The organism is Sphingobacterium populi (genome assembly GCF_001586775.1).
Classification (GTDB): domain Bacteria; phylum Bacteroidota; class Bacteroidia; order Sphingobacteriales; family Sphingobacteriaceae; genus Sphingobacterium; species Sphingobacterium populi.
The window spans coordinates 632,478-652,606 of record NZ_LQXS01000001.1 but is presented as its reverse complement, the minus strand read 5'-3'; the positions used below and the strand labels follow the sequence as shown (position 1 = coordinate 652,606).

General features: G+C 41.4%; 15 protein-coding genes and 1 pseudogene. 8 read left to right on the top strand and 8 right to left on the bottom strand.

What is annotated here, in order from left to right:
• Positions 1–20: 20 nt before the first annotated feature.
• From A0125_RS15745 to A0125_RS02515, 4 genes are all read left to right on the top strand, one after another.
• Entirely contained in the window at positions 21–611 is a 591-nt protein-coding gene (locus A0125_RS15745) for a DUF6438 domain-containing protein (RefSeq protein ID WP_066751668.1), read from the top strand.
• A 234-nt stretch (positions 612–845) separates the two neighbouring features.
• Positions 846–3,401, top strand: a complete 2,556-nt coding sequence (locus tag A0125_RS02525; protein WP_066751666.1) for a DUF5686 family protein — start codon at positions 846–848, stop codon at positions 3,399–3,401.
• A gap of 40 nt (positions 3,402–3,441) precedes the next feature.
• Positions 3,442–4,437: a tryptophan--tRNA ligase gene (trpS, locus tag A0125_RS02520; protein ID WP_066751664.1), complete on the top strand. Its 996-nt coding sequence runs from the start codon at positions 3,442–3,444 to the stop codon at positions 4,435–4,437.
• A gap of 3 nt (positions 4,438–4,440) precedes the next feature.
• Positions 4,441–5,055, top strand: coding sequence for a deoxynucleoside kinase (locus A0125_RS02515; RefSeq protein ID WP_066751662.1), 615 nt, complete (start codon positions 4,441–4,443; stop codon positions 5,053–5,055).
• 139 nt (positions 5,056–5,194) lie between these two features.
• Here the strand turns inward: A0125_RS02515 and A0125_RS02510 are convergent, their stop codons facing one another.
• The 4 genes from A0125_RS02510 to A0125_RS02495 form a co-directional block, all read right to left on the bottom strand.
• Entirely contained in the window at positions 5,195–5,863 is a 669-nt protein-coding gene (locus A0125_RS02510) for an FKBP-type peptidyl-prolyl cis-trans isomerase (protein ID WP_066751659.1), read from the bottom strand.
• Positions 5,864–5,866: 3 nt separating this feature from the next.
• Positions 5,867–6,853, bottom strand: coding sequence for a glycosyltransferase family protein (locus tag A0125_RS02505; protein ID WP_066751656.1), 987 nt, complete (start codon positions 6,851–6,853; stop codon positions 5,867–5,869).
• 111 nt (positions 6,854–6,964) lie between these two features.
• Positions 6,965–7,822, bottom strand: coding sequence for an aminotransferase class IV (locus A0125_RS02500; RefSeq protein WP_066751653.1), 858 nt, complete (start codon positions 7,820–7,822; stop codon positions 6,965–6,967).
• Between the two features lie 20 nt (positions 7,823–7,842).
• Positions 7,843–8,871, bottom strand: a complete 1,029-nt coding sequence (locus tag A0125_RS02495) for an RluA family pseudouridine synthase (protein WP_066751650.1) — start codon at positions 8,869–8,871, stop codon at positions 7,843–7,845.
• Between the two features lie 63 nt (positions 8,872–8,934).
• Between A0125_RS02495 and A0125_RS02490 the strand changes: the two genes are divergently transcribed.
• The 3 genes from A0125_RS02490 (at position 8,935) to A0125_RS02480 (ending at position 13,261) form a co-directional block, all read left to right on the top strand.
• Positions 8,935–9,819, top strand: coding sequence for a 1-aminocyclopropane-1-carboxylate deaminase/D-cysteine desulfhydrase (locus A0125_RS02490; RefSeq protein ID WP_066751640.1), 885 nt, complete (start codon positions 8,935–8,937; stop codon positions 9,817–9,819).
• Between the two features lie 11 nt (positions 9,820–9,830).
• Entirely contained in the window at positions 9,831–11,132 is a 1,302-nt protein-coding gene (locus tag A0125_RS02485) for a BamA/TamA family outer membrane protein (RefSeq protein ID WP_231863090.1), read from the top strand.
• 92 nt (positions 11,133–11,224) lie between these two features.
• Positions 11,225–13,261 carry a TonB-dependent receptor domain-containing protein gene (locus A0125_RS02480; RefSeq protein ID WP_231863089.1) on the top strand — a complete coding sequence of 679 codons (2,037 nt, stop codon included), beginning with the start codon at positions 11,225–11,227 and terminating at the stop codon, positions 13,259–13,261.
• On the opposite strand, the gene A0125_RS02475 is transcribed toward A0125_RS02480, so the two are convergent.
• The gene (locus A0125_RS02475) at positions 13,258–14,463 is read right to left on the bottom strand and encodes a class I SAM-dependent methyltransferase (protein ID WP_066751622.1); all 1,206 of its coding nucleotides are present in this window, start codon (positions 14,461–14,463) and stop codon (positions 13,258–13,260) included. The two genes, A0125_RS02480 and A0125_RS02475, sit on opposite strands and share 4 nt — an antisense overlap.
• An 81-nt stretch (positions 14,464–14,544) precedes the next feature.
• On the opposite strand from A0125_RS02475, the gene A0125_RS02470 reads away from it, so the two are divergent.
• Entirely contained in the window at positions 14,545–15,336 is a 792-nt protein-coding gene (locus A0125_RS02470; RefSeq protein ID WP_231863088.1) for a Cof-type HAD-IIB family hydrolase, read from the top strand.
• A gap of 67 nt (positions 15,337–15,403) precedes the next feature.
• Here A0125_RS02470 and A0125_RS02465 read toward each other — a convergent pair whose 3' ends face one another.
• The 3 genes and pseudogenes from A0125_RS02465 to glgB all read right to left on the bottom strand — a co-directional run bounded on the left by A0125_RS02465 (position 15,404) and on the right by glgB (position 20,044).
• Complete coding sequence (locus tag A0125_RS02465; protein ID WP_066751617.1) at positions 15,404–16,672, bottom strand: glucose-1-phosphate adenylyltransferase; 1,269 nt, start codon at positions 16,670–16,672, stop codon at positions 15,404–15,406.
• Positions 16,669–18,099: a glycogen synthase gene (locus A0125_RS02460; protein WP_066751614.1), complete on the bottom strand. Its 1,431-nt coding sequence runs from the start codon at positions 18,097–18,099 to the stop codon at positions 16,669–16,671. The genes A0125_RS02465 and A0125_RS02460 overlap by 4 nt, the downstream gene beginning before the upstream one ends.
• Before the next feature lie 8 nt (positions 18,100–18,107).
• Positions 18,108–20,044, bottom strand: a pseudogene (gene glgB / locus A0125_RS02455) (1,4-alpha-glucan branching protein GlgB).
• Positions 20,045–20,129 lie beyond the last annotated feature (85 nt).

Genomic DNA, 20,129 nt, shown 5'->3' with positions numbered 1-20,129 from the left:
TGTCTTAACATTTTGTTAATATGATAGGGATTTATCAGCTCGCATACCCTACCAAAATGACGCATAAAATGGGTTTCAGAAGTTTTGGCAACGTTTTTGGAAGTAGTATTACAAACACATTTACTATGAAACAATTCGGATATTATTGCCTCATTTTAGCTTTAACAATGACATCATGTAGCTCACAGCAAGGCGCCCGTAAAAAAAACACGGAACAAATCAGTATGATTAGTCTTTCAAAGACTCCTTGCTTTGGCACATGCCCGGCCTATACGATTGAAATTGATAAAAATTGCATCGTGAAGCTAGATGCAGTAGCACACGTTCCGAATGATATGAAAGGTAAATACAAAACTAATCTACCTGAAAAAGAATGGATGCTGATCGTGGACAAATTGGAAAGCATGCAATTTAAGAACCTACAAGATCAATATGGTAATCGGCAAATTACTGATTTGCCCTCTGTAAATACCATGATTACCTTTGCAGAAGGTGAAACCAAAAAAATTAATGACTATGGCGCTCGCGGCACGGAGGAGCTTAGTGTATTATATACGTATGCTGATAGCCTTGTAAGAGCGCTCGACTGGGAACCAGTTAGTTCAAATTAATATCGCGCTCAGTATCGCGCATAAAGGTATTACCTAGTAGGTAATACCTTTTTTTATTGCATCGCAAAAAAAATGATGTTTAACCATTAAATCACCCAACCCACCAATTGACCCATTATCATAAAAAAGTCAAAGTGTAAAACTTGCTTCTATAATTCGCAAAATTGCATTTCCTTTGCATTACTTATCAGACTGAACATTATACCATAATAGTCAGATAGTAGTATTATATTTATGAATAATGCATTTTTTAAAGGAGTATGGGCACTAATTGGCGCTCTGCTTTTGACATTTACCAGTACAGCACAAACCATTACTATAAAAGGGAAGATCAAAGACGGATATACGTTGGACGCAATTCCCTATGCTAGCATCAATGTGGTCGGAATGACCACCTATGGCACAGCTAGTAATGAACGTGGCGAATTTACACTACAGATCAGCGGTCCTCAACGTAAGCTGATGGTTAGTTCCGTAGGTTATGATGCGCGCGAAGTTGACTTAAGTAATGAATCCGAACAATATGAAGAGGTATTTCTCTACGCACAGAACGCAATAGAAGCGGTATCTGTGAAAGCGCCGAAAATACGCTATTCTAATAAAAATAATCCGGCAGTAGAACTAATTCGCCAGGTGGTAGCCCATCGCGATGAAAACCGATTGACCGGGCAAGAATACGTAGAGTACAATCAATATGAAAAGCTCGTTTTGGGTTTGAGCAACCTAAATGAGAAATTCAAAAACCGTAAAATCTTCAAAAATTATCAATTCCTATTTCAGGCGGATACGCTCGGCACCAGCGATTCATCGTATATTTTACCCGCTTTCATGGAAGAAAAATATTCGAAAAATTATTTCCGTAAGGATCCCAAAACAACTGCGCAGGAAATACTAGCTCATAAGCAAGCAGATTTTGACCCGCGCTTTGTCGATAATTCTGGTGTAAGTAATTATCTACAGCGATTGTACGACGAAGTAGAGATCTATGATAACAATGTCACGATCTTAACCAATCAATTCTTGAGCCCGATTGCCAACTCAGCACCTACATTCTATCGCTTTTATATTACTGATACAATCACCACAGATCATGAGAAACTGGTAGAGTTAAGCTTTTTTCCACGTAACAAGAACAATCTATTATTTAAAGGCAAACTTCATATAACTCTTGATGGCCACTACGCCGTACGATACGCGTCAATGACTGTCAACAAAGAGATCAACCTAAACTTTGTGCGCGGTTTGAATATAGAATTGTTTTTTGAGAAGGATAATCAAGAAAAATATTACCTGACAAGAAGTAACTTAGATATCGAGTTTTCGCTTTCAGAAAAAGGTAAAGGTATTCGCGGTACGCGCGTAGTAATGATCGACAATTATACGAGCGGCTTGGTACGTGCGGATAGCGTGTATCGATTGGCAAAAGAAACTCCTACAAAGCCGACCAAAAACGATATTCCAGTGGACTGGACTTCAATAAGACCAGAACCACTATCCGCAAATGAAGCTAATGTGTATGCAAATATCGAAGGCCTACAAACAATGTCTTCTTTCAAAAGAATCATGGATATCTCGGCTTTGGTGCTGGCTGGTTACAAGCAGTTTGGTCCAGTTGAAGTTGGCCCAGTGAATACCTTTTATTCTTATAACCCAGTAGAAGGCTTACGACTCCGCTTGGGCGGGCGCACCACCGAACTTTTTAGTGAGCGCTTTTATATGGAAGGATTTGGTGCATACGGTACGAACGACCAAAAATGGAAGTATTTTGTAAGCGGAACTTATGCGCTCAACAAAAAATCTCCGTACAAATTTCCGCAACACTACATTAGGGCTTCTGCATCGTATGATACGAGAATACCAGGTCAGAATCTAGAATTTATTCAAGAAGATAATGTGTTGCTTTCATTCAAGCGCGGAGAAGATCTTAGCTATTTGTACAACCATCAATATCGTCTGGATTACAAAGCAGAATTCGAAGGTAATTTTGCGATTACTTCTGGAATCAATATATGGAAGCAAATGCCCGCCGGCGTACTCTCCTACCAACAACCACAGCCTGATGGCAGTATGCGGACGATATCGGAACTAAATACGACTGAATTCAACCTAGGCTTTCGCTGGGCGCCAAATGAGCAGTTTTATCAAGGTAAAACATATCGCACGCCGATATTCAACGAATATCCTATTTTCAATGTAAACTACACAGCTGGTTTAAAAAATGTACTGAACGGGGAGTATAATTACCATAATTTCACGGCTGGTGCGTTCAAACGAGTTTATCTTTCGCAATTTGGCTATGCCGATGTCAATGTTGATGGTACGTATATATTAGGCAATAATATTCCTTATCCTTTACTTACCATACATCGTGCAAACCAGACGTATGCGTATCAACTTAGTTCGTACAACTTGATGAATTTTATGGAATTTGTATCTGATCATCACGCAGCACTACAAGTTCAATATTATATGAATGGATTTTTATTTAATAAAATTCCACTTTTGAAAAGATTGAAACTAAGGGAAGTATTTAGTTTTAAAGGGATATACGGAGGATTGCGCGATAGCAACAATCCAGACCTATCTGATCAAGTGTACGCTTGGCAACGCAACTCGGATGGCGTTGTATCTTCATACACATTTACTGGATCGCCTTATATGGAAGCTAGTTTTGGTGTGGCCAATATTTTCAAAATATTACGTGTAGATGCGGTCAAGCGTTTGTCTTACCTCGATCACCCTAATGCACCGACATGGGGCATACGTGCACGAATCAAGTTTGACTTTTAGCCTTTCAGAAACTCTGTTTTTTTCGTAGTTTCGCCTTATTATGGAAACCGTAGTTAGTGGAATTAGAAGTACCGGGAAATTACACCTCGGCAATTATTATGGGGCGCTAAGCAACTTTGTAAAAATGCAAGAAGAGTACAATTGTTTCTTCTTTATCGCAGATTTACACTCGTTGACCACCCATCCTACACCGGGAGATTTGAGCCGTACTGTGCGCCAAGTCGTAGTAGAATATTTGGCAGCGGGAATTGATCCTGAAAAATCCACGATCTACGTTCAGTCTGATGTGCCTCAAGTTGCAGAACTTTACCTTTACATGAATATGAACGCGTATCTGGGAGAGTTGGAGCGCGCTACCGCGTTTAAAGACAAAGTAAGAGCGAATCCGGATAATGTCAATGCTGGGCTACTTACTTACCCGGTATTGATGGCGTGTGATATTTTGATTCATCACGCTACAAAAGTGCCCGTTGGTAAAGATCAGGAACAGCATTTGGAGATGACACGTACCTTTGGTAATCGTTTTAATCGTTTGTATGACGTCGATTATTTTAAAGAATCATTTGCATTTAGCTACTCAAATAAATTAGTTAAAATACCCGGTTTAGACGGTCAAGGAAAAATGGGTAAATCCAATGGCGATGCTAGCTGTGTATATCTGTCGGATAGCCCCGAAGTAATTCGTAAAAAAGTAATGCGTGCGGTATCCGATTCGGGACCAACAGTTGAAAACCAGCCTAAGCCTGAATCTATTCAGAATCTTTTTGACTTAATGAAGGTGGTATCTAGCGCCGATACGTATACTCATTTTGACGATCTGTATAATAAATGTGCGATTCGCTACGGAGATTTCAAAAAACAGCTAGCCGAAGATATGGTAATAGCAACAGAGCCTGTGCGTTCGCGAATAGAAGAGATATCTGCTAACGAAGAATATGTTCGTAAAGTGATCCAATTAGGTGCCGAAAAAGCGGCGGCAAGTGCAGATCGTACAATTAAGGACGTTCGTGAAATTATAGGATTGAAGAAAATATAAAAAATGCATATAGCTGTAGTAGGAAATATAGGAGCCGGCAAAACGACCTTAACAGAGTTACTAGCTCGCCACTTGAAATACGATCCTCAATTTGAGGCTGTAGAAAACAATCCCTATTTGGAAGATTTTTATAGCGATATGAAACGATGGGCTTTTAACTTACAGATCTTTTTTCTGAATAGCCGTTTTCGTCATATTGTGGAGTTGCAGAACAGAAAGATCGATATGATTCAAGATCGTACGATCTACGAAGATGCCTATATCTTTGCCGAAAACCTGTTCGATATGGGCTTGATGTCAGCTCGGGATTTCGAAAATTACAGCAATATTTTTCAGAGCATTGTCCACTATATCCAGCCGCCCGACTTATTGATCTATTTGCGCGCCTCCGTGCCTACGTTAGTAAACAATATTCAAAAGCGTGGCCGTGATTATGAATCGGGTATTCGATTAGATTACCTATCTAAGCTCAATGAAAAGTACGAAAAATGGATAGGTAATTATAAAGAAGGCAAGCTATTGATCTTGGACAAAGATAATTTGGACTTTGCACAAAATCCGGAAGACCTAGGCATGGTCATTCAAAAGATTGAAGCCGAGCTTTTTGGTTTGTTTTAAAAAAGGCTTCCATTTAAAGAATAAAAAAGGTCTGTGTAGCACTATAATGTACACAGACCTTTTTGCTGTAGTAAGACGCCATGCTTATTTGTTGTACAACAGCGTCATGTAATGACTATCATTGGCATTTTCCGGAATTTCAACTTTCCTTCGGCGTGATGTTTAATAATTCAATATCAAAAATCAAGGTGCTGAACGGTGGGATAGTTGTACCAGATCCACGCTCGCCATAGGCTAAATGATATGGAATAAAGAAACGGTATTTTGCGCCCTTTTTCATCATCGGAAGTGCGATCTGCCAGCCAGGAATCACGCCGCCTAATTCAAAGGTAATTGGCTCTCCCCGATCATACGAATTATCGAAAGTAGTTCCATCTATCAGTTTTCCGATATAATGAACGGTTACCTCATCATCGGGCGCGGGTTGTGCGCCGTTGCCCGGCTCCAATACGATGTACTGCACTCCGGTGGAATCTACCACAACACCTTCTTTCTTCTGGTTTTCTACAAAATACTGATCACTCTCTGCTTTCAAGATTGCCGATTTTGCTTCTTGTGCAGCCATTAATTGCTGACGAATTATCTGCTGTATTTCCTGCTCTTCAAACAAACTTGCATCGCCTTGCAAAGCTTTGGTAAGTGACTCGCTTACGATGTCCGCATTTACAGGTACACCGATTGATTTGATGGATCGGGCAATATCTTGCCCCAAAGCATAGGATAAAGAATCTGCGCCTGAATGTAGTTGTTGTGCAGAAGTATTCAATGCGAATAAACCCAAAAAGGCGATTCCAGTAATGATTTTCATAGATTATTTATGTTTTTCTACAATATCGGCAATGATCTGTGCGGTATTGTTCGGATAATCGACCGCTACCCGAGATTTACTATACAACCAGGACTCGATATCGTACTCGTATTTTCGTTTTAAACTTTTTATGACCGGTACGCCCATTTCCAGCAACGATGCCGCGTTTAGATGCTGCTCGTACTGGTTCTTCATCGGAATGACCAACAATTTTTTGCCCAAATATAAGGCTTCTGCGGGAGTCTCAAAACCGGCACCGCATAATACACCAGAGGATTGTGCCATACTCGTGATAAATGCATCGCTATTGATGGGATTAATATGAACATTCCTCAGCGCAAATGGTCTTTTATTGTGCTTAGAAAAAACTTCCCACTTCACGTCCTCAAAGCGCGAAAGGTGCTTTAGCAAATGTCCATCGTCGTACGATGGCAAATAGACCGTGTAATGGCCATTATCAACAACCTCCAAATCTCTGACTGATTGACGAATTACTGGCGTGTAAATCCGATCGGAATAGGATTTGAAATGGAAACCATAGGAAACGGATGCCGGAGCATAGTTTTTCATGATAAATTTGCCCAGCGTATCGGAATCTGCAGGTTTCGGACTCATGGGGTCTAAAGCGCCAATCTGATGACTCAGACCAATGCAAGGGATATCCTTAAGATGACATGCCCAAGCCGATATCGGCTCAAAATCATTGATCACCAAATCATATTGCTCAACAGGAAGGCTATTTATTTCTTTAGAAAACTTACGCACGGTGCTACTCATAAAGGTACGCCACAGATCTACGCCACCGTGTTTTCCGAAGATAAAACTCAGGCCGTGCAATTTGTATTTTACTTCAAAAGGTAGTGTAAGATCTGCTTGAATTCCGCTGATCAACACATCTACTTCGCCATGCTGTTGCAAGCACGGTATGACATCCATGGCACGAGAAAGGTGACCATTACCTGTTCCTTGTACAGCATATAATATCTTCATAGAGCGAGCTTTTTGATGAGCAAGTTAATTAATTTTGACCATGCTATCCGACTATTATAGCTGTTGAGCGAAAGGCATAACAAAGTCTTAATACGATATTAACAAGCATGATTAGGATGAAATATCGTAAGTAAAATTCTTTAGCTTATCTTGCATTACGCGTGCAATACGATTGAAATAACGTTTTTGCTTGTAGCCCATCACCCACTGAATTCCTTGTACTGCATTAGTACAAAATATTTCATCGGCTTCATTCATAATATCCGGACTTATCTGTGCTTCTACTACAGGGATTCCTTCTTCATTTGCCATATCCATCACGACTTGTCGCATCACGCCTTGCACACATCCTTCACTAATAGCAGGAGTGTACAATGTCTTATCATAATAGACAAATACATTGGAAGTTAGCGATTCGCACAAATATCCTTCTTGATTTAGCAATAGCACGTCATCGTACCCAAATTTGTTCTTGAACAAACCTGCTGTTACATACACGAGTGCATTGAGTGATTTGAGCTTTGATAATTCGCTATAGGCTTTTTTATATTCTGTATAAAGCCCTACTATGAGTCCTACTTTCTTGTCTTTGCTAGGCGCTGTCAGTAGGTCAGCTTGTAAGGTGTAGGCCGATTTATTAGTTTTAGGAGCGTAAAGGCCATCGCCCGCCCGGTGAACAATAAGTCGAATTCGTACATCTTTGCCTACGAGATTATTTTTCCGAATGAGTTCCTCCGTTTTAGAGCGAATGAAATAGGCATCATACAATACAAAATCCTCGATATGTAGCATCTGCAATGCATGCTGCAAGCGCTGAACGTGCTGCGCTAAAAAACGAATATCACCATCTCGCCATAGCATTGTCTCAAAAACGCCGTCACCGTAGCGAAAAGCACGGTTTTCTATGGCAATAATGGGACTGTTTTCTGCGACCAAATTACCATTAGCATTGATATAGTGTGTGGGCATAAGTTTTAAAAAATAAAAATCTAGTCTTTCGTGGTGGCATACGCTCGCCACTTTTCCAGCGCAGCTTGAAAATCTGCTGGTAATGGAACTTCGAAAGCCACCTTTTGTTTGGAGGTGGGGTGTTCGAAACCCAAACTTCGAGCATGTAGCGCCTGCCGAGGCAACAACGAAAAACAATTGTCTACAAATTGCCTGTATTTAGCAAATACAGTGCCTTTCCGAATACTAGCACCGCCATAAGCAGCGTCATTGAAAAGCGGATGACCAATCGATTTCAAATGAGTTCTGATTTGATGTGTCCGGCCTGTCTCCAGTACGCACTCGATCAACGTTACATAACCTAAGCGCTCCAATACTTTGTAGTGCGTGACCGACCATTTTCCTTTTTCGGGATCATCGTACATCGTCATAATGCGGCGATCTTTTAATTCGCGGCCAATATATCCGGTAATGGTACCGTCATCTTCAATATCACCCCACACGAGGGCTACATATTTACGATCAATACTATGCTCAAAGAATTGCTTGGCAAGGTATGTCATGCTCCATTCATTTTTAGCAATCACCAGCAATCCCGATGTATCTTTATCGATGCGATGTACTAAACCTGGCCTGCCTGTATTTCCAGGCATTGTGGGCAACTGATTTAGATGATAAGTGAGCGCGTTCACCAACGTTCCAGTGTAATTGTTGAAACCGGGATGTACGACCATGCCTGGTTTTTTGTTGACCAAAAGCACATCATCATCTTCATAAATAATATCTAAAGGAATGTTTTCGGGATAAACTTCTGTATCGCGGGGCGGATCTGGGAATACCACCGTAACGATATCCAATGGTTTTACTTTATAATTGGATTTGACCAAATTATCATTAACGCGTACCGTACCCGCTTCAATCGCATTCTGAATACGGTTGCGCGAGGTATTCTCGACACGATTCATCAAAAATTTGTCTACCCGCAACGGGCTTTGTTTTTTATCGGCAACAATTCTGATGTGCTCAAAAAGCTCCTGTTCGTCGTGCTCTTCCTCTAAGTGATCAACCATTCTGCAAAAGTACCTATTTTTTGAAAATATGAAGGATGCAGAAAGAAATAGTACCTTTGGTTGATGTCTTTGGATTTTCATTTTAACAGCCCGGTAGAGGTTCTTGACCTACCCCTCCTACGTGAGCATCAAGTGCATGTCTCGGTTAAACGTGATGATCTTATACATCCGTTTATATCTGGAAATAAATGGCGCAAACTCAAGTATGTTCTTACTAGAGCTCGTGAAGAGCATAAACATACGTTAGTTACTTTTGGAGGCGCTTGGTCCAATCATTTATTGGCTACTGCCTGTGCAGGAGCAAGATTTGGTTTCAAAACGTACGGTTTTGTACGAGGCGAGGCGGTGTCGAATCCTATTTTGACAATGTGTCGCCTGTACGGCATGGATCTTCAGTTCGTCGATCGTACACGGTATCGGGACAAAAAAACTATTTTCGACCAAAACTTTCTGGAGCAAGAGGCGGTATATATTGATGAGGGTGGATTTGGACAAGCAGCTACACTTGGTTGCGAGGAGATTGTGCACGAATTACCTCAGCATTTTGATCATATTTTTGTCGCAAGCGGTACCGGCACGACTGTTTCTGGTGTAGCATCTGCGATAATAAATCATAATTTATCGACCAAAGTACACAGTGTTCCTGTTTTGAAAGGTGGAGATTTTTTAAAAAGTGACATACGGACACTTGGAGTAGATCCAGACATGATATGCTTCCATACAGAATACCATTTCGGTGGATACGCCAAGTATACGGCAGAATTACTTGCTTTTATTAAAGATTTTGTCCAAAGTACAGGCATCATGATTGAGCCCATATATACGGGAAAGTCATTCTATGCGTTGATGGATCTGATTAGTAAGAATTATTTCGCTACTGGCGATCGAATTTTAATTATACATACTGGCGGGCTGACAGGTTTTTTGGGGATGTATGACAAATTTTAAACTTTTTAATAGTGTTTGTTTATAATCGCATTTTAGTATTCGTCACATTTTTAGTCCTTTCGCAATCGGCTTATGCGCAAGCCGATAGTATCAGCACATTACAAGATACGGTATTCACAATTAGCCGTTCGGACACCATACGTGGAGATCAAGATGCTTACGATATTGTCGACGCGTACAGAAGTATTTTTCCTCGTAAAGATACCACAGATGTACCAAAACGAAGATCTGGTGTAGCTTATTTACCTAATGTCAATTATAATCCAAGTATTGGGGCACAGATCGGCGTAAAGATGGTCGCCGGCCACGTTTTTGGTGATCGTGAAAATACTACAATGTCAACATTTGCCACAGCGCTATCCGCTACTACACGCGGAATAATTGTCGGTTACCTTAATCACGATATTTATACCAACGAAAATAAGTGGAATCTAAAAGGTAGTATCAATATCGCACGCATGGTTGGTTTGGACTATGGGCTTGGTATCGGTCGGCCGCTTCCCAATCCTACACCCGATGAGCTTATCTTGAACAATCCCGAGCGTAACCGATTTACCTACAATTATAATGTTTACAATTTTAGTGAACGCTTATACAAAAAGCTGCTTCCTGGAATGTTTGTAGGTGCTGGTGTGTTTTTTGAGTTGAAGCGCGGAATATCGGTCAATAACGAAGAAGATATTTCGCCCAATCGTATCTACAGTGAATGGAACGATTTTGATGACACTAGAAATAACAACAACGGCCTTATGCTCAATTTTCAATACATGACGCGTGACAATCCCAACAATGCTTATAAGGGAATTTATGCGGACGTAGTGCTTCGATCCAATCAAACTTGGATGGGTAGCAGACATAGCGCCCTTCAACTAGTCACTGATTTTCGTAAATATTGGAATCTGTCTCGAAACGAATCGAACCACGTATTAGCATTCTGGAGCTTAGGGTCGTTTAAATTGGGAAATGATTATTTACCCTACCTAGATTTGCCAGGAACTGGTAAAGATGCCTACGCTCGCAGTGGGCGTGGTTATACCTTTGGTTACTTTAAAGGTCTTTCATTCTATTATACAGAATTAGAATACCGTTTTCCGATTATGGATAACAGGTTTTTGAGCGGTGTCGTTTTTGCGAACGCACAAACTGCGAACGATCAAATGGGCACGAAGCTATTCCGATACTGGCAGCCGGCGGGCGGCGCTGGACTACGCGTTTTATTTAATAAAACAACACGCACCAATCTCTGTATAGATTACGCAGTAGGCCGATTTGGTCAGCGCGGATTTTTTCTGGGTTTGAATGAAGCCTTTTAACTATTTTGTACAACACACAATTCATATTAACTATGCGGTCTTCGACGATATCTTTTTTGCGTTCGGCATTCCTTTGCTTACTTTGCAGCCCCGTGCTTGCACAAAATGAGCAAGATAGTGTACGACATGAGATTGCACCGGTAACTATTCGTTCCTATTTTAGTAGCCAGCCTTTTTTAGAACATACTTCTTCGGCGAAAGTTATTACGCGCGATCAGCTTACCGCACAAATGCCCGCCACACTACTACCAGCTATCAACAACACACCTGGTGTACGTATGGAAGAACGCTCTCCCGGAAGTTATCGTTTGGCGCTGCGCGGAAGTATGCTTCGTTCTCCTTTTGGTGTACGCAACACGAAGATTTATATTGACGAAATTCCGTTAACTGACGCTGGCGGCAATAGTTACCTAAATAGTTTGGATCCAGTAGGAATACAACAGATCACGATTATCAAAGGACCTGATGGTTCGCTCTTCGGGCCAAACTCTGGTGGCGTTGTTCGTATATCACCTTACGGGTTAGATGCGTTTGACCCTAGCACACAAGTATTGCTATCTGGCGGATCATTTGGCACACTAAACCAGCAATTGAGTCACCGACAACAGTTGAACGAACGGTATCAATTTTCTTTCGATCAAGCGTACACGCGATCTGATGGTTATCGCGATCATACAGGTCTTAAAAGATTGTATCTACAAACGGCTCATCAGTGGCAATATCATCCCAAAACCAAAATCAAGCTATTAGCCATTTATTCGGATTTGTCTTATCAAACGCCTGGTGGACTCACGCAAGCACAGTTTGACGAGAATCCACGTCAAGCAAGACCGTCTACGCCTACCATGCCAGGCGCAGAAGACCAACAAGCGGCAATATATAACAAAACCTTGATCTCGGGTTTGGTGCATGAATATCAAATCAGTGATCATTGGATGCATAGTGCCAGTGTGTTTGGTAGCTTCACGGACTTTCAAAATCCCTTTATCACCAATTTCGAACATCGCGACGAACGAAACGCAGGATTTAGAACTTATGTTTCGTACACACCAGAACAACTGGACTGGATGACTTGGCAAATGCAACTCGGAATGGAGGCACAAACAGGCTGGTACAAAATTGAAAACTTTGATAATTTGGCAAGTGTTAAAGGAGCTCCACAGAGCTTTGATGACCTACGTAATGGTCAACATTTTTATTTTTATAGAGCTGCAGGTACTTTTTTCCAAAAATTAACCGCCGAAGTATCGATGGGATTGAATTACAATGGTATTCGCTTTACACAACGGTTTCCTGTTGTGGATAACAATCGCGGTGATATTAGTTTTGGAGCGAGCTGGATGCCAAGATTTGCACTATCTTATCTTCTTGCGCCACAGTTGGCAGCTCGTGCTTCAGTATCCAAAGGATATTCTCCACCTACGATTGCGGAGGTACGCTCTTCAGATAATAATATTAATGCTGATCTTCAAGCAGAGGGCGGCTATAATTATGAAATCGGTATTCGTGCCGAAACAAAAAATAGACGCTGGTTAGTAGACATGAGTGCATATCAATACCGTCTGAAAGAAGGAATTGTACGTCAGCTTCGAGAAAATGGAGCGGAGTTTTTCGTAAATGCTGGAAATATCGATCAACGTGGAATCGAGTTATTAGTAATGGGACAGCTAATCACACCACGGTCGACAGGCCTTATTCGTGCAATGAGCGTTTCTGCGGCGCTAACCTATCAGGATTATAAATTCCAAATTTATACGGTATCGGAAGGTGGTGAAAATGTTGATCATAGTGGCAATAAAGTCACTTCAATACCAACATGGATATCGGTTAATTCGCTTAATATGCAATTGCCATATGGTACAGGACTAAACATTATGCACAATCATACTTCATCCATCCCATTAAACGATGCAAATACAGCTTATGCCAATGGATACAATCTGCTGCAAGCAAAAGCATATTGGCAGATCCCAACTATGCGCGATTGGCAAATACAAGTTTTTGTAGGTGGAGATAATCTACTTAACCAAACCTATAGTCTGGGTAACGATATCAATGCATTTGGCGGACGCTATTTTAATCCATCTCCTACACGCAACTTCTATGGCGGATTAAGTGCTAATTTTTAATCTACCAACATTGCTGCATCTTTGAGCAACATTTCCAAATAATGAGATTCAAGCCCAAAAAAAGCTTTTAAATCCTTTAATTTGGTCTGAATCTGCTCCTGTCTGATAGGATTTACCTTTTTGCGTATGCCAATGATTAACACATTTTTTGGTGTATGGGCATCCGATATGAATTCGACAACTTTGGTCTGATAACCATAAAATTCCATTAGTAATGCACGAATACTATCGGTCAACATTTCCGCATGGCGCTCCATAAAGATTCCGTGTCGCGTCATAAAGTCCAACTCATTCGTTTTCTTGATACGTGCTAGTTCTCGTCGCACCTGTTTGTGGCAGCAGGGCGCCACTACAATGAGGTTAGCTTTATGCAGAATACCTTTATATATCGCATCATCAGTCGCTGTATCACAAGCATGTAAGGCAATCAATACATCGATTGGTACGGTAGGTTGGTACGCTTCAATAGTACCTTCTACAAAGTGTAAGCCGTTAAGTTCCGATTGCCTCGCAACCCGATTACATAAATCTACCAAATCCTGGCGAAATTCGACACCGACTGTCTCAATCTTACTATTGGTATGCTGCGAAAGATAATCATGCAAAGCAAATGTGAGATATCCTTTACCAGCGCCCATATCGACGATGCGTATCGTATCATTTTCTGGCAATTCGGACAAGCTAGTACTCAAGATTTCAATATAATGATTGATCTGCTTCCATTTGTCTTGCGCATTTTTATAAACCTTACCTTCAGCATCGGTCAATCGCAATGCATGCCAATACGCACTATCTGTATTGGTAATCTTTCTTTGCTTTTGCTTATTATGTTCAAGATCGGGCACAGAACAGCATTCTACTGCTTGCACACGGTAATGCCATCCTTTTTTTGGATGGAACTGCAAAAAGATATTTTGATGTTGTAGGAATAAGGTAAAAGAATGAAATTCTTCCCGATCACAAAATGCAACTAGCATATCGCTAACCACAGCTACCGGATAATTTTTAACAATATCGCGACGGGCATATCTATAGGTAAACGATATGTGATATCCATTCTTTATTGTAACAGGTTTCAGATAAAGATTTTTGAGATCTGCCTCTTGGCCTTTATAGCTACCCAAAGTGGCTTTCACAAACTCTGTAGAAGGAACATGCGTTTTCAGCAACTCCATTACATCCGATTTCTGTATGAATTTCATATCGTACAAAGTTACTATTATTTATAGGCTGTTCCTACCCTGTCTGATAGGATATAATCGCAAATAATGATATGTTTGTGCATGCAATTACCTAATATAAAAGCTGTATTCTTCGATATAGATGGTACCCTAATTAGTTTTAACACGCACAAAGTACCCCAATCTACCTTAGATGCTATTCAAAAGTTAAAGGATAAAGGAATTAAGGTAATCGTTTCTACCGGTCGTTCCATCAACAATTTAGATCATATCAAGCCCATTGGGTTTGACGGCTATAGCACCTTCAATGGAGGATATTGTGTTGTTGGTAAGGATGAAACAATCCTGCACCGAGCCACGATGGATCCTGCCGATATTGAGCGATTGATTAATTATAGCAAACATACTCCTATTAGTTTTTCACTGATGTCCGAAAAGGAAGTTACGATCCACCATATCACACCAGAAATAGATATGATGTACGAAACAGTGAATCTGCCCACACCTCCATTGGTAGATTTCGAAACTTTGGATACCTCTAGCATCCTTCAGGTTAATGTATTCATAGCTCCCGAAAATGAAGACGCATTCATGGCTGAAGTCATGCCAAACTCAATCGCAACACGTTGGATTGCGACATTTGCAGATGTCAACCCTAATGGGCAAAGCAAAAAAGTAGGCATAGAAACATTTTGCCGTTATTTTGACTTGGATGTATCCGAAACGATGGCCTTTGGCGATGGTGGCAATGATATAGAAATGCTAAAATATGCAGGCGTCGGCGTGGCTATGGGAAATGCGAACCCTGCCGTCAAAGAAATGGCAGATTATGTGACCGACCATGTGGATAAAGATGGTATTTGGAATGCTTTAGTGCATTATCAAGTGATCTAATTCGATCACGTAATAAATCCTACTTTCCTCGAATGCTAAAATCCAACATCCGAGGAAAGTAGGGCATCTACCCTATCGTAAAACCATTTTCGATAATCACACCTTTCTTAATGATGACGATTCCGTCTACTACAGCGTATTTTTCATAGTCGCCGTCTTCTAATTTTCCACCTCCTTTGATGCGAACGTCGTTACCAATGCGGCAGTTCTTATCCAAAATAGCATTTTCTATATAGCAGCGGTTACCGACTCCAATCGGCGGTGGTTCTTGCGTATGATAAAGCTCAATCAAGTCATCCAGCTTTTCATAATAATCGGCTCCCATCATGTACGTAGTACGTATTACTGTGCCAATACCAATGCGAGAACGAATACCAATGACCGATCTACTGATCTTGTCGGCATGCACAATACAACCATCTGCCACAATACTATTATCTACTGTGGTTCCACCAAATTTGGAAGGAGGCAGCATACGCGCGCGCGTAAATACAGGATTATCAAACAAGTTGAACTTTGGAATATCTTCTGTCAACCCGATATTGGCTTCGAAGAAAGAACTGATCGTACCAATGTCCGTCCAATAATCTTCAAATTGATAGCTCATGACCCGATTTACTCCGATGGCATCGGGAATGATATTCTTACCGAAATCCATTCCAGGATTTTCCTCTAGCAATTGCTTTAATACACCTTTAGAAAAAACATATATACCCATGGATGCCAGATATTTAAGACCTTCTTTCTCCAGATGTTCTGGAACTTCAGAAGCCCAATCTACCAGCAAATCTGTGGATGGTTTTTCGATGAATGATTCGATTTCATTCTTCTCATTGGCTTTTAGTATACCAAACCCCGTCGCATCATTAGCCGTTACCGGAATCGTTGCTAGAGTGATCTCCGCCTGAGTTTCTACATGGAAATCAATTAACTTCGAGTAATCCATTTGGTACAATTGGTCACCAGAAAGCACCAAAATGTAATCATAATCAACACCAATCAAGTTCTTTTGCGTGCGCCGCACAGCATCTGCAGTACCTTCAAACCAACGATCGCCTTCATTCGTTTGCTCTGCTGCCAAAATATCTACGAAGCCGGTACTAAAAACACTAAAATTAAAGGTATTTTTAATGTGCTTATTGAGGGATGCAGAGTTATACTGTGTTAGCACAAAGATTTTATTATATCCCGAGCTCAGACAGTTGGATATCGGAATATCGACCAAACGATACTTACCTGCAATCGGAACAGCTGGCTTGGATCGCTGATCGGTTAAGGGATATAGGCGTGTACCACGACCGCCACCAAGTACTATGGAAACTACTTTGTGTATCATAACTTATGTTTAACAAAATGGTGATATAATTTTTCATACTTCATGGCAGACTGTTCCCAAGAGTAATTCAACTTCATAATTCTTTTTCGGATCTGATCTACCTGCTTTTTATCGTTCAACACCTGCAATGCCCGAATGGCACCATTAGCCGCTTCTGTAGCATCGGCCTCGTCAAATACAAATCCGTAACCTCCTTCTGCAGCGATATCAAGCACAGTATCTTTCAATCCGCCTATGTTACGTACAATAGGTATCGTACCGTACTTCATAGCGTAAAGCTGATTCAAACCACATGGTTCTACACGCGACGGCATCAATAATAGATCTGCCGCTGCGTACACGCGATGGGCCAACTCTTCATTGTATCCAAAGAAAGTAGCCAGACGCTCTGGGTATCTCGACTTCCGTGAGGCAAGCTGCTCGCTGATTTCGGCATCGCCAGATCCTAATATAAAAACGCAAAAATCTTCCTGTGCAAGGGCAAATAATTCGTCTATAATACTTGGTAATAAATCAGCTCCCTTCTCGTAGGCAAAACGGCCAATGAACACGATAAGTGGCTTAGACGCATCAAATCCATAGGCATTGCTTAACCATTTCTTATTCGCATTTTTGCCCGATCGCACCGTACGTACACCGTAATTTTTCTCTAAACTTTCGTCTGTTTCAGGATTCCATACCGCTTCATCGATACCATTCACAATACCCTCGGCTTTGGCCGCTTCCATCCTAAACAAATCCTGCAAACCATTTGCATCTTGATACAATTCCTGAAGATATCCCTCCGACACGGTTGTGTAGGCCGAACAACATTTAATAGCTGCCGCCATAGGATTAATCACTTCGTCCCAATCTAGCAAACCCCACTTCCAAGAGTCATAAGCTGGAAGTAAGTTACTTTTGTCCCAACTCATCCAGCCTTGATATTGCCCATTATGCACGGTAAATAAAGTCGTGATATCGCCTAGTCGATCGCGATATTGCAGACTATGTTGCAAAAGAAATGGCGTAAGCCCTACATGATGATCATGACAATGCACCACATCGGGAAGCTCATCTTGTGCATGTAGGTAGTCTAAAAAAGCATGTTGAAATGCTATCCACTGTTCGGCTTCATCAGGATAACAATACACTTCTGGCCGATCCAACTTGCCAGGTATCCGTATAAAATACAGCGGGAAGCCCAACGAATTATCTTTTTCTCGAAGCACCTCGTATGCTAGCATTTGCTCACCTTGGGCAATGGTGCCAGTGAAGACCGAGCTTGTCTTATGTTGCTGTAGAAATGGCCTATCATACCATGGCATGACAACAGATGCATCAATACCCATCGTACGCTGATACTTTGGCAAAGCACCTACTACATCTGCTAATCCACCTACTTTTGCTACGGGATAGCATTCTACACTTAAATGGATAACTTTCATGTTCTTAATTATTTGCCTTTAACTTTTCTGCTTTTGAGGTTTTTTTGTTTGTAAATTACTCCTGCTAATGGTGGCAAATCCAGCGCAATCGAATGTGAGCGATGCATCCATGGGATTGGCTCGGCTAATGATTTTGTAAGGCGTATGCCACTGCCGTAAAAAGTCGTATCATCAGTATTGAATATTGGTTGCCAAACTCCTTCACAAGGAACGCCTACACGAAATTGCGACCTAACTACAGGAGTTAGATTTAGTACAATCAGCAAATCATTCTCACGATCGTGCCTTTACGGAGGTAAGCAAAAACGCCTTGATCGCGATCATTCATCTCCACCCACTCAAACCCTTCCGGGCTAAATGCCTTTTCGTACAAGGCAGGCTCTGATTTGTAGACCGCATTAAGTGCCGAGACCAATTTTTTCACACCTTGATGCGGCGCATAATCCAGTAAGTGCCAATCCAGAGATTGATCGACATTCCATTCGGCAGTTTGGCCAAATTCCGCGCCCATAAATAGCAACTTCGTACCTATAAACGTAAACATATAAAGATACAAGCTGCGAAGATTGGCGACTCGCTGCCAATCATCACCTGGCATTTTGTACAACATGGACTGTTTGCCATACACCACTTCGTCGTGCGAGAAAGGCAGCATAAAATTTTCATGAAAACCGTATACCGTAGCAAAAGTCATTTTATCGTGTGCGTACTTACGATTGATAGGATCTTCTTTGAAATAGCTCAGCGTATCGTGCATCCATCCCATCATCCATTTCATACCAAAACCTAATCCTCCTTGGAAAGTCGGCTTGCTCACACCAGCCCACGAAGTGGATTCTTCGGCAATGGTTTGCACATCTGGAAAATGGCTATATACGGCTTCGTTGAATTCTTTGAGAAAAGATACAGCTTCGAGATTTTCATTACCGCCATGTTCGTTGGTATCCCACTCACCAGCGTTACGCGAATAATCGAGGTATAGCATCGATGCTACAGCATCTACGCGCAAGCCATCGATATGGTAGCGATCCAGCCAAAATAGCGCATTACTAATCAGGAAAGCTCTGATCTCATTACGGCCATAATTGAAGATATGAGATTTCCAGTCGGGATGATAACCTTTTTTGGGGTCGGCATGCTCAAACAAATGCGTGCCGTCAAACCTAAATAAACCGTGCGCATCGCCCGGAAAATGCGAGGGCACCCAATCCAAAATCACACCAATATCTGCTTGATGCAAAGCCTCAATTAAATGCATAAAATCTTGCGGACTGCCATAACGAGACGTGCAGGCGAAGTAAGCCGTAATCTGGTAACCCCACGATGGGTAATAGGGATGTTCCATGACAGGCATAAACTCAACATGCGTAAAGCCCATCTCCCGAATATATGGAACTAATTGTGCAGCTATTTCTCGATAATTCAGAAAACGCTCGGGATCGTTAGGATCTCGCATCCAAGAGCCCAAGTGCATTTCGTATACTGACATCGGGCTATCTAAAGCGTTGTGACGCTCGCGCCTCGTCATCCAATCGCTATCTTTCCACGTGTACCAAGTCGTATCGACAATCGATGCAGTACGTGGCGGCACTTCAGTGCGGATCGCAAAAGGATCGGCTTTCTCCAGCTTCTCACCAGCAGCAGTACCAATATGATACTTGTAAGTCGTTCCGTTTGTAAGATGCGGAATAAAACCTTCCCAAATTCCGCTTTGATCCCAGCGCACCTTTAATGGATGTGATGAAGAATTCCAATCGTTGAAATCTCCAATTACAGAAACATAATTAGCATTGGGCGCCCACACCGCAAAATATACACCATCGACACCATCGACTTGAGCCGTACGCGAACCTAGTTTTTCGTATAATTTGTAGTGTTTTCCGGAACGGAATAACATAATGTCGTATTCGGTGAACAAGGTAAATGCCACCACAGGCTCTCCCATATTTTGATTATTATCGTCTTGTAATTTAAAAACTTATGTAGGATGCCTTCTTATACATTCTATCCAACTTATGAACGCCAGAATG

Bases quoted from the DNA above. Each gene is read 5' to 3' on its own strand.
- A0125_RS02465 (WP_066751617.1), bottom strand. From the start codon at position 16,672: ATGATACACAAAGTAGTTTCCATAGTACTTGGTGGCGGTCGTGGTACA.
- A0125_RS02510 (WP_066751659.1), bottom strand. From the start codon at position 5,863: ATGAAAATCATTACTGGAATCGCCTTTTTGGGTTTATTCGCATTGAAT.
- A0125_RS02490 (WP_066751640.1), top strand. From the start codon at position 8,935: ATGTCTTTGGATTTTCATTTTAACAGCCCGGTAGAGGTTCTTGACCTA.
- A0125_RS15745 (WP_066751668.1), top strand. From the start codon at position 21: ATGATAGGGATTTATCAGCTCGCATACCCTACCAAAATGACGCATAAA.
- A0125_RS02475 (WP_066751622.1), bottom strand. From the start codon at position 14,463: ATGAAATTCATACAGAAATCGGATGTAATGGAGTTGCTGAAAACGCAT.
- A0125_RS02460 (WP_066751614.1), bottom strand. From the start codon at position 18,099: ATGAAAGTTATCCATTTAAGTGTAGAATGCTATCCCGTAGCAAAAGTA.
- A0125_RS02525 (WP_066751666.1), top strand. From the start codon at position 846: ATGAATAATGCATTTTTTAAAGGAGTATGGGCACTAATTGGCGCTCTG.
- A0125_RS02500 (WP_066751653.1), bottom strand. From the start codon at position 7,822: ATGCCCACACACTATATCAATGCTAATGGTAATTTGGTCGCAGAAAAC.
- A0125_RS02505 (WP_066751656.1), bottom strand. From the start codon at position 6,853: ATGAAGATATTATATGCTGTACAAGGAACAGGTAATGGTCACCTTTCT.
- A0125_RS02495 (WP_066751650.1), bottom strand. From the start codon at position 8,871: ATGGTTGATCACTTAGAGGAAGAGCACGACGAACAGGAGCTTTTTGAG.
- A0125_RS02515 (WP_066751662.1), top strand. From the start codon at position 4,441: ATGCATATAGCTGTAGTAGGAAATATAGGAGCCGGCAAAACGACCTTA.
- trpS (WP_066751664.1), top strand. From the start codon at position 3,442: ATGGAAACCGTAGTTAGTGGAATTAGAAGTACCGGGAAATTACACCTC.
- A0125_RS02470 (WP_231863088.1), top strand. From the start codon at position 14,545: ATGCAATTACCTAATATAAAAGCTGTATTCTTCGATATAGATGGTACC.